Genomic DNA, 10806 nt, shown 5'->3' on the forward strand with positions numbered 1-10806 from the left:
AGGCTGGGTAAGGCGAGGATCTCGAACCAGCCGAAGCCCTGGTCGGCGAGAAACTTGATGGCTGGCCTGAGCGGAAGGCCGGTCAGGTCCCAGCTGTTCAGATGATAGCCGATCGAGAAGCGCTGCCGTTCGGCGCGATGTGTCGTCATGTGTTTTCTCCGATGGGCGAGGCTGCCCGAAGCAGGCAGCCTCTGTTTTTCTTGCCTGGCGCATCAGCCCGGCTGGATGGGCGCTCGCTTGCAGGCGCTACTTCAGGGGCTCATTTGGGGGGCCAGCTGCCCTGGGCCTTGAGGTCGTCGAAGATGGTCTGGATCGATGCGGCGGCGTCTTCGGGCGTCGTGGTGCCGCCGACGATGCCGGCGATTGCCGAAGACGTGGCGCTCGCGACTTCGGATGGCCAGATCCAGTCGAGGAACTTGATCGTGTTCGGGAAGGCTTGCTTGCGCAATTCGACGGCATAGGCATCGTCGACCTGCGGCACGCCCTTGATCGAGGCCGCGATCGGCTGTTCCGGCGCGAGGTAGAGCGTCGCGATTTCAGGCCGTGTCAGATATTCGATGAATTTGACCGCGGCATCGAGCTTCTCGGGCGGGATCGAGGAGGCGACGCACATGCCGTTGTCGGCACCGCCGCCATGGCCAGGCGCGCCCGGCGTTCCGTCCATTTTCGGAAAGGCGAAGACGCCCCATTTGAAGTCCTTGACGCTCGACTGGAGCGACGGGATTTCCCAGGTGCCGCCATAATACATGGCGCTCTTGCCGGCGGCGAACGCCGCACGCATGCCGTCCTGGTCGACGGAAAGCGAATCCTTGGAAAGGATGCCGTCATCGACCCACTGCTTGATCAGCTTGAACCCCTCGACATCGGGCGCGTCGGTGAACTTCGCCGTGCCCTCGAGGTTCTTCTGCGTCTTGCCGACCGGGTCGCCCGATGCCTGCGAAAAGGTCTCGAAGTACCACATCGGCCACATCACGGTGTTCGAGCCCTGATGCAGGAGAGGGATCACGCCCGCGGTCTTGAACTTCGGCACGGCTGCCTTCAGGTCGTCATAGGTTGGCGGGACAGGAATGGCGAGCTTCTGAAAGAGATCGACATTGTAGAAGATCGTCGATGTCGACAGCGTCGAGATCGGCACGCCGTAGACTTGGCCGTTGACCGTGAAGGCGCCAAGTGCAGCGGCGTCGATCCTGTCCTGGAACGGCTTGATCTTGTCGGTAATCGGCATCACCAGTTTGCGCCTGACATAGGCGCCATTGGTGTAGAAGGCCGGGCAGGCGATCAGATCCATTTCCTGGTTTGCAAGTTTTGCGGTCATCACGCGCTGGATGGAATCGGTCTGCGGCCCCTGGGCATCCCACTCGACCGCGGCGACGTCGGGGTTGGCCTTGAGGAAGCCGTCGATGACCTGCTGCTGGATTTTCTTCTGCTCGTCCGGCGGTTGACGCGGCGCGAGTTCGTCGAGCGCCGAGCCGCCGAAAATCTTGAGCGTGATCCCATCGGCGTGGCCGATACCGGGCAGTGTGATCAGGCCGAGGCCTAGCAGTGCGGTGGCAAGGATGGGAGCGGCGGGACATTGTTTCGGACGATGGGTCACTCTCTGCTGAAGGGGCATCTGGCTCTCCTTTACGCCAATGCCGAGGGGCAACCTCGGGACCAATATCGTTGATGGTCATATGATCTTGGTCGCCTGTTGATGTTTTTGTCAATCGGCAAGAATGCCTATTATTTCATCGATCGCACCGCCCCCTTTCATGTTCGGCGTGGCCCGTGCGGTGTTCAATTTGCTTGGGCATTGATCTGCAAGAAGATCGGCAAACCAATTGTCGGATGCTGGCTGCTCCCGGTGACGGACAAGCCCCAATCTTCGCCATCTACTTCACGCCGATGCCGGCGGTCAGGCCGCCATCGATCTTGTAGTCCGCGCCAGTGCAGAAGCCGGCCTTCGACGAACACAGGAAAGCGATGAGTTCGGCCACCTCCTCCGGCTCGCCGATGCGTCCGATGGGGTGCGCTTCGCCGAAGCGCTTGTAGGCGGCCTCGACATCGGCATCCGTGCCGTTCTCGCCGCGGGCGGCCTTCTCCAGGATCGGGGTGCGGATCGAGCCGGGGCTGACGGAATTGACGCGGATGCCGGAGCGCGCATGGTCGAGGGCCAGGGCACGCGTCAGCGTGTGGATGGCGCCCTTGGTGGTGGCATAGGCGGCGACGTTTTGCTGGCAGGCAAAGCCCTGCACCGAAGCGACGTTGACGATGGCGCCGCCGCCCCTGCGGACCATTTCCGGAATGCCGAAATGCGCGGTCAGATAGATCGACCCGACATTGACCGACATCGCCCTGTTCCAGGTCTCGAAATCGGTGCTGGTCGCGGTTCCGTACGGATGCACCGCCGCCGAATTGACGATGATATCGAGGCCGCCGAACCGCTCGACGCCGGCCGCGACCGCGTCGCGAACCTGATCGGGCACGGAGACGTCGGCGTCTATGACCAGCGCCCCGGCTCCGGAGCTTTCCAGTTCCGCTTTCAGCGCAGCGTTGGCCGCGCGGTCGATGCCGCAGGCGACCATCGCAGCACCCCCTGCAGCGAGGCGTCTGGCGGTTGCGAGGCCAATCCCGGTCGTGCCCGTCACCAAAGCCACCTTGCCGTCGAAATCCTTCATTGGGAAAACTCCTTCATTCGCTGTCCGAAACCGTTCCTAGTTTGACACCCATTGTGGTCCAACAATAGGTTGCCATCCTCTCGCAGAAGGAAGCGGCTATGGAACAGTGCTGGCGCTGGTATGGACCGAACGACCCGGTAACGCTCGATCATGTCAGGCAGGCCGGTGCGACCGGCGTGGTGAGCGCCTTGCACGATATCTATGACGGGCGCGCCTGGCCGCTCGAGAGCATTCTGGAGCGCAAGCGTGTCATCGAGGCCGCCGGCCTGACATGGTCGGTGGTCGAGAGCATTCCGGTCCACAATTCATTCAAGATCGGCGCGCCGGAACGCGAGCGCTATGCCGGTTACTATCGTGACTCAATTCGCGCGCTCGCCAAGGCCGGCATTGCGACGGTCTGCTACAATTTCATGCCGGTGGTCGACTGGACGCGCACGGATCTCGCCTATCGGCTGCCAACGACAGGTTATGCGTTGCGTTTCGACGCGATCGATTTCGCGGCCTACGATTTGTTTGTGCTGAAGCGCGTCAATGCCGAGGCCGGCTATACCCCCGCCCGCATTGCCGAGGCGGAAGCGCGGCTGAAGGAATTGAGCAGCGAAGCGATCGACAGGATCGAGCGCAACCTGATCGCCGGCCTGCCTGCGACCGAGCGCAGCTATGACAGGGACAGTTTTCGCGAGGCCCTGGCGGACTATGATGCGATCGGACCGAAGGAGCTGCGCGACAACCTTGCCTGGTTCCTGCGCGAGATCATTCCGGTGGCCGAAGAGGAGGGGGTGCGCATGTGCATCCATCCCGACGACCCGCCCTTCTCGCTCTATGGCCTGCCGCGCATCGTTTCGACCGCCGAGGATGCGCGTTTCATCCTCAACGCCGTCGACAGCCCCGCCAACGGCCTGACGTTCTGCACCGGCTCCTATGGCACGCGCGCCGACAACGACATCGTCGCCATGGTCAAGGAGTTCGCCGACCGCATCCATTTCGCCCATCTGCGCAACATCACCATCGAGGATGACGGCTCGTTCCACGAGGCCGAGCATCTCGAGGGCGGCACCGACATGGCGCATGTTATCCTGGCTCTGATGCAGGAAGAGGCGCGCCGCCGTCGGGAAGGCCGCGCCGACTGGCGCATTCCTATGCGGCCCGACCATGGCCATCTGCTCGCCGACGATATCGGCAAGACCAGGCTCAATCCCGGCTATTCGCTGATCGGCCGGCTGAAAGGCCTCGCCGAGCTGCGTGGCATCATGCGCGCCATCGAGCGGTTCGAGCTGGCTTGAATGCGCTCCGGCCGGTCGGCTGGCGGATTTACAGGCGATCACGCGCGGTTGCGCTTCCGCTGTGACTTATACGATGTCGCACTGGAAAGTGCGGCCTACGAGAGGCATGGCGGGTAAAGCACGTGTCGGGAAATTATTTGCCGGCAGTTCACAATATGCAGCGCTGACGTTCTTCCATTCGGGCCAGATTGGACTTCTTGTTGCTTTGATCGGCACGCCTTGCGTGTCACTTTGAGATGCATTCATTCTCGAAGCTCTTGCCGGTGGTCGCTTCTACTTCTCCTAAGCCAAGGCAGAGAAAAGAAGGAACCTGACCATGCCCAGAATTGTGCCGGTGCTCGATCTGAGCCGTCTCGAACAAGGTGCGTCTGAATATCGTACCTTTCTCCTGGACCTGCGCACGGCGGCGCGGGACGTCGGCTTCTTCTACCTCAGCGGCCACGGAATTTCGACCTCGGAGATCGACGACGTGCTCGATGCCTCACGCCGGTTCTTCGCGCTGCCTCAGGCCGACAAGCTGGCGATCGAAATGGTCAAATCCCAGCAGTTCCGCGGCTACACCCGCGCTGGTGGCGAACTGACCAAGGGCGCGGCCGATTGGCGTGAGCAACTCGACATCGGCGTCGAGCGCCAGCCCATAGCGCAGGGACCTGGAATTGCACCGTGGACAAGGTTGCAAGGACCCAACCAATGGCCGTCGGCATTGCCGGAGCTCAAGCCGGCACTGCTTGCATGGCAGGCCAAGGCGACCGCGGTGGCGATTCGGCTGTTGAAAGCCTTCGCGCTATCGCTCGATCAGCCCGAGGACGCCTTCGACGCGATCTACCGGGACTCGCCCAACCATCGCATGAAGATCGTCCGTTATCCCGGCCGTGACGCGACCGAAGGCGACCAGGGCGTCGGCGCGCACAAGGATGGCGGCTTCCTGACCCTGCTGCTGCAGGACGACAACAAGGGGCTGCAGGTCGAATATGACGGAAGCTGGGTGAATGTGGATCCGCTGCCCGGAACGCTGGTCGTTAACATCGGCGAACTGCTCGAACTCGCATCGAATGGATATCTGCGGGCCACCGTGCACCGAGTCGTGACGCCGCCTGCCGGCGTCGAACGGATTTCCGTTCCCTTCTTCTTCAGCGCGCGGCTCGATGCGACCATCCCGCTTCTCGGCCTTTCCGAGGAACTGGCGGCGCAGGCGCGCGGACCGGCAAGCGATCCCGACAACCCGTTGTTCCGCGACGTCGGAATCAATGTGCTCAAAAGCCGGCTGCGTTCCCATCCCGACGTGGCACGCCGCCACTATGCCGATCTTCTGGAGACTGGAACGGTGGGTTCGTGACGGTCGCCTGGCACGAATTTTTGCCGTTTGGCATGTTTTTTGGAATGCCATTCGTCGCCAAGGCGTGGAAATAAGCTCAAAAAGGTAAAATCGTTCGGCGGTTTCCTCCCATTTCGCCGAACGGTGTTCCCCTCTGAAGGTTTTGACCTTCTTTTTGGCCGGGCCGTATTCGAGCTCGGCCATTTTTTTGTCCTGGGGTATCAGGCGCAAAACTGAAATGCTGCAAAAGCCCGGCGCAGCGGAACAGAATACCTTCCCGAGCTGGGCTGACCGTCCGATCCTGAGAAGGATTCGAGCACTGTGCTCGACTGTATCGATCGGCCGGAACATCTTTCATGACACGAAAACAATTGCGCCTCGGCGCCTTCATGCGCCCCGTCAGCCTGCACACCGGCGCCTGGCGCTATCCGGGTGCCTATCCCGACGCCAATTTCAATTTCGCGCATCTGAAGCGCTTCGCCCAGACCCTGGAGGCGGCGAAGTTCGACGCCTTCTTCATGGCCGACCATCTGGCCGTTCTCAACATGCCGATCGAGGCGTTGCGGCGCAGCCACACGGTCACCTCGTTCGAGCCGTTCACGCTTTTGTCGGCGCTCGCCGCCGTCACTGACCATATCGGGCTGGTCGCCACCGCATCGACGACGTTCGACGCGCCCTATCATGTTGCTCGCCGCTTCGCCTCGCTGGACCATATCAGCGGTGGACGCGCCGGCTGGAACATCGTCACCACGTCCAACCCTGACGCGGCGCTGAACTTCGGCCTCGACGAGCATGTCGAGCATGATGAGCGCTACCGGCGGGCGCGGGAATTCTACGATGTCGTCACCGGCCTGTGGACAGCTTTGCCGACGATGCCTTCATCCGCGACGCCGAAAGCGGGTTCTATTTCGATCCGGCCAGGCTGCATGTGCTCGACCACAAGGGCGAACATCTCTCGGTGCGTGGGCCGCTCAACATCGCCCGGCCAATCCAGGGTTGGCCGGTCATCGTCCAGGCCGGCGCGTCGGAGGCAGGACGCCAACTGGCGGCGGAGACAGCGGAGGTCATTTTCGCCGCCCATGCGGATCTCGCGGCGGGACAGCGTTTCTTTGCCGACGTCAAAGGCCGTGCGGAGAAACTCGGCCGCTCGCGTGACGACATCAAGATCCTGCCCGGCGCCTTTGTCGTTGTCGGCGACAGCGTCGAGGACGCACAGGCAAGGCGGGCGAAGCTCGACAGCCTCGTCTACTATGAGAGCGGCATCGCCTCGCTGTCGATCGCGATCGGACACGATGCGTCCGGTTTTGACCCCGACGCGCCCTTGCCCGAAATCCCCGAGACCAATGCGAGCAGGAGTGGCCGCGAGCGCGTCATCGAACTGGCACACGAGGAGAACCTGACCGTCAGGCAGCTTGCGCAAAGGCTGGGCGGCTATTCCGGCCTTGCTTTTGTCGGCACGCCTGAAACAATCGCCGACGAGATGGAGGAATGGCTGGTTGCCGAGGGCTCTGACGGGTTCAACATCATGTTTCCCTACCTGCCGGCAGGGCTGGATGATTTTGCCGAGAAAGTGGTGCCGGAATTGCAACGGCGAGGCATCTTCAGGCGGCAATATGAGGGGTCGACACTGCGCGAGAATCTCGGCTTGAAGCGGCCCTCCAACCAGTTTTTCGAATAGAACGCCCTTCGCGGAGAGGTCTCCATGTCAATCCAGTCCAACACCCGCATCGTGCTCGCGGCGCGACCGCAAGGCCGGCCGAAGCCGGATGATTTTCGCATCGAGACGGTTGACCTTGACCAGCCGGGAGAGGGCGAACTGCTGTTGCAGATCCTTTATCTGTCGCTCGATCCCTATATGCGCGGTCGTATGAACGCCACCAAGTCCTATGCCAGGCCGGTCGATGTCGACGGTGTAATGGAGGGCGGCACCGTCGCGCGCGTGATGATGTCTCGCCATCCGGAATTTGCTGAAGGCGACATCGTCCTGTCCCACTCCGGATGGCAGAGTTTCGCCCTGTCCGACGGTGTCGGGCTGCGCAAGCTCGATCCCGCGGCTGCACCCATAACAACCGCGCTCGGCGTGCTCGGCATGCCGGGCTTCACGGCCTATGCCGGTCTGCTCACCATCGGGCAGCCGAAGCCTGGCGAGACGGTCGTCGTCGCGGCCGCCAGCGGTGCGGTCGGGTCGGCCGTCGGCCAGATCGCGCGCATCAAGGGGGCGCGTGCCGTCGGCATCGCCGGCGGTGCCGATAAATGTGCTTTCGTGCGAGACGAGCTGGGCTTTGACGCGGTCGTCGATCACCGGGCCGACGATTTTGCAGAGCAGTTGAAGGCAGCTTGCCCCGGCGGCATCGACATCTATTTCGAGAATGTCGGCGGTCCTGTCTGGGACGCGGTGTTTCCGCTGCTGAACGAATTTGCGCGTGTGCCGGTCTGCGGGCTGATCGCGCAATACAACGTCATCGCGGATGCCGGCACCGACCGGTTGCCGACATTGATGCAGCAAGTGCTGCACCGCAGCCTGACGATAAGAGGTTTTATCCAGCGCGAATTTGTCAACCAGCGCCCGGCCTTCTATCGCGAGATGGCCGAATGGATAGCGTCCGGCCGCGTCCGCTACAGGGAAGATATCGTGGACGGCATCGAAAATGCGCCTCAGGCCTTTCTCGGCCTTCTCGAAGGCAGGAATTTCGGCAAGCTGATCGTGCGTATCGCGGAATAATTGTTGCACAACGATGAGCCGGGGCTGCCGAGACAATCGCTGTCGCAGCCCGGCGCGGCGCCTTTTTTGTTCACCACATCATGAAGGAGGCGACGTCCGCATCCGAGACCTTGCCGGCATTCACGTCAGCGATTGCCTGGTCGACGATCGCGACGCCCTCGGTCATCTCGTCTTCCGTCAGCGTCAGCGGTGGCATGAACTCCAGCACATTGGCCTTCAACCCGACATAGGTGAAGGCCGCACCCAGCTCATAGCCGCGATAGATGATCTTGGCCGTGGTCGCCGCCGCAACCGGCTCGCGTGTCGTGCGGTCCTTGACTAGGTCGACGCCGATGGCAAGGCCGCGCCCGCGCACGTCGCCGATGATCTCGTGTCTGGCGGCAAGGGCTCGCAATGCGCTGGAAAACAGCATGCCGATCCGCGCCGAGCGCTCGACCAGGCCATCCGCCTCGATCGTCTTCAGCACCGCGTTGCCGGCCGATGTCGCCACCGGATTGCCCGCGGTTGTCTGCAGCGCGAAGGCCGGCGCATGGTCCATGATCTCCTTAGGGCCGATCACGGCCGACAGCGGCAAGCCACCGCCGATGCCTTTGCCAAAGACGACTAGGTCGGGCGTCAGTCCTTCATGCTGGAAGCAGTGCATCATGCCGCTGCGAGCGAGCCCGACCTTGACCTCGTCGAGGACAATCTTGATGCCGTGCCTGCGGCAACGCTCCTGCAATGCCTTGAGAAAGCCGGGCGGCGGCACGATCAGCCCGCCATCCGACATCAACGGCTCGACGAACACCGCCGCGACCTGATGCGGCGGGCAGGTGGTCTCGAACTGGTAGTCGAGCAGGGCAAGCACGTCCTCGCTGCTGAAATTCGGGCGGTACGGATCGGGATAGGGCAGCAGAAGCACGCCCGGCCGGGGCAGCGTGTGGGTCATGGCGGTATGGCCGCTGATGCCCATCGAGCCGGAGAGATTGCCGTGATAGGAACCGATGAACGAGATGAAGCGCGAGCGGCCGGTGGCTGCCTGCAGCACGCGCACCGCGCAGTCGTTGGCGTCCGACCCGGAATGGCCGAACCAGACGCGCCGTTCGCCTTCTCCGGGCGTAATCGCCAGCAGCCGCTCCGCCAGCGACACGGCCGGCTCGTTCGGGTAGAGCAGCAGGCTGGCGCCCGCCATGTCGCGGATCGACGTCTCGACCGCTTCGACGATTGCCGGATGGCCGTAGCCGAGCACCGCCGGACCGGCCGATCCCGACAGGTCGAGCAAGGAGCGGCCGCCTTCCTCGATCAGCCGGTTGCCCCGGCCGCCGATGACGCTGAGCGGCGAGAAACGCAGCTTGCCGATCTGGGCGATGGCCGCGGCATCACGTTCGCGCAGGCTGAGATTGCTCACGGCACGGTTTCCGTCTCGATTGCCGGCAGTGCCGCCGCCAGCCGGTCCGCCCATTTCTCGATGCCGGACCGTGTCGACAAAAGATCCTGCCGGATCTCGACGAGGACGGCGGCGATGCCGCGATCGTCGCCATGGATGGGCACGGCGTAGTCGGCGTCGCGGCTGATCACATAGGGCACGTTGGCCGCGACATTGAGCGCCGCGTCGGTGCGCAGGCCCGAAAGGATCGCTTCGGCGAGACCGCTTGCATGGTCATGCAGCACGCCGGCATGCCAGGGCCTGCTGACACCGAGGAAAACCGGCGTGAAGGAATGGATCGTCACGATCCGTGTCTGCCGGCCTGCCTGTGCCCGGCCATCGAGATGGGCGGTCACCCGGTCATGAAACGGCGAAAAGATGATCTCGGCGCGCCGGATCCGCTCCGCCGAATCGATGCCGACATTGCCGGGAATGTCGGTGTCTTCCGACAGCACCGGAATGCTGCCTGGCGTGCCCAGTGGCCGGTTGAGGTCGATCAGCAGCCGCGAGTAACCGCTGAGGAAGGCCGGTGCATCGAGCTTCGACGACAGCAGGCGGGTCACTTCGGCGGCGCCGATATCCCAGGCGATGTGGCGCTGCAGATGGCCGGCATCGAGGCCGAGCTGCCGATACTCGGCCGGCATGTGGTTGGACGCATGCTCACACAACAGCACGATATCGGAGCGGCCGTGCTCGTTGAGGACCTCGACGGCCTCGGGCCAATCTTTTCCGGCCTGTGCGGTCATCAATAGAGCGTCCGGTAGAGATCGCAGATGGAGGCCGGATCGAGACCGGCAAGACGCTCGGCTTCATGTCGCTTGAGGCCGACGAAGGTTTCGATGAAGACAGGCGCGAACCATCCCGTCACGGTGCCGTCGGCCAGCAACGCGTCCAATGCCGCGGGCAGGGTTTCGGGCAGGCGCACCAGACCGAGACTCGCTCGCTCAGCCTCGCTCATCAGTGTCGGGTCGCCGGTGACCAAAGGCGGCGACGGCAGGCCCGCCTTCAGCCCTTCCAGCCCGGCGCGGATGATCGCCGCCAGCGACAGATAGGGATTGCCGGTGGCGTCCGCCGCCCGGTACTCGATATTGTACTGCCGCGCCGGATCGCGTCCGCCGATCGTCACAGTCGGGCAGATGCGCAGCGACGCCTCGCGGTCGCGGTCGGCGAGCCAGGTATAGGACGAACTCCAGCTGTGCGGCTTCAGCCGGTAGAAGGACGACACGCTCGACGCCGTCATCGCGGTCATTCCAGGCAGATGGCGCAGCACGCCGGCACAGAAGGCGCCGGCTTTGGCGGAAAGACCTCCGGGCTGCGTTGGATCGTATGTCACCGGCTTGCCGGCCTCGTCGACAAAGCTGAAATGGATGTGGACGCCGTTGCCGACGGCAGTTGGCGCGGTTTTGGGCGCGAAGCTCGCACGC

General features: G+C 63.2%; 8 protein-coding genes and 2 pseudogenes. 5 read left to right on the forward strand and 5 right to left on the reverse strand.

The genetic code is table 11. The annotated features are described in order from the left end of the window. Nucleotides 1-259: 259 nt before the first annotated feature. Nucleotides 260-1612: an ABC transporter substrate-binding protein gene (locus EOC06_RS15225; protein WP_128308163.1), complete on the reverse strand. Its 1353-nt coding sequence runs from the start codon at nt 1610-1612 to the stop codon at nt 260-262. Between the two features lie 259 nt (nt 1613-1871). Beyond that, nucleotides 1872-2657: an SDR family NAD(P)-dependent oxidoreductase gene (locus tag EOC06_RS15230; RefSeq protein WP_128308164.1), complete on the reverse strand. Its 786-nt coding sequence runs from the start codon at nt 2655-2657 to the stop codon at nt 1872-1874. A gap of 98 nt (nt 2658-2755) precedes the next feature. On the opposite strand from EOC06_RS15230, the gene uxuA reads away from it, so the two are divergent. The 5 genes and pseudogenes from uxuA to EOC06_RS15250 all read left to right on the forward strand — a co-directional run bounded on the left by uxuA (nt 2756) and on the right by EOC06_RS15250 (nt 7977). After that, a complete protein-coding gene (uxuA, locus tag EOC06_RS15235; protein ID WP_127396133.1) occupies nt 2756-3940 on the forward strand; it encodes a mannonate dehydratase in 1185 nt (394 codons plus the stop codon). 106 nt (nt 3941-4046) lie between these two features. Next, entirely contained in the window at nt 4047-4175 is a 129-nt protein-coding gene (locus EOC06_RS44830) for a hypothetical protein (protein ID WP_281062078.1), read from the forward strand. An 81-nt stretch (nt 4176-4256) separates the two neighbouring features. Then, nucleotides 4257-5276, forward strand: a complete 1020-nt coding sequence (locus EOC06_RS15240; protein WP_128308165.1) for an isopenicillin N synthase family oxygenase — start codon at nt 4257-4259, stop codon at nt 5274-5276. A gap of 335 nt (nt 5277-5611) precedes the next feature. Beyond that, nucleotides 5612-6933 (forward strand): annotated as a pseudogene (locus tag EOC06_RS15245) (LLM class flavin-dependent oxidoreductase). Between the two features lie 24 nt (nt 6934-6957). After that, entirely contained in the window at nt 6958-7977 is a 1020-nt protein-coding gene (locus EOC06_RS15250) for an NADP-dependent oxidoreductase (RefSeq protein ID WP_128308166.1), read from the forward strand. Nucleotides 7978-8047: 70 nt separating this feature from the next. Here EOC06_RS15250 and EOC06_RS15255 read toward each other — a convergent pair whose 3' ends face one another. The 3 genes and pseudogenes from EOC06_RS15255 to EOC06_RS42605 all read right to left on the reverse strand — a co-directional run. Beyond that, nucleotides 8048-9364: an aspartate aminotransferase family protein gene (locus EOC06_RS15255; protein ID WP_128308167.1), complete on the reverse strand. Its 1317-nt coding sequence runs from the start codon at nt 9362-9364 to the stop codon at nt 8048-8050. Continuing rightward, the gene (locus EOC06_RS15260; RefSeq protein WP_128308168.1) at nt 9361-10128 is read right to left on the reverse strand and encodes an N-formylglutamate amidohydrolase; all 768 of its coding nucleotides are present in this window, start codon (nt 10126-10128) and stop codon (nt 9361-9363) included. Before EOC06_RS15260 ends, EOC06_RS15255 begins: the two co-directional genes overlap by 4 nt. After that, nucleotides 10128-10806, reverse strand: a pseudogene (locus tag EOC06_RS42605) (glutamine synthetase); the annotation flags it as partial. The pseudogene EOC06_RS42605 and the gene EOC06_RS15260, both read right to left, overlap by 1 nt.

It is taken from the genome of Mesorhizobium sp. M7A.F.Ca.MR.362.00.0.0, from assembly GCF_004023175.1.
Lineage (GTDB): Bacteria > Pseudomonadota > Alphaproteobacteria > Rhizobiales > Rhizobiaceae > Mesorhizobium.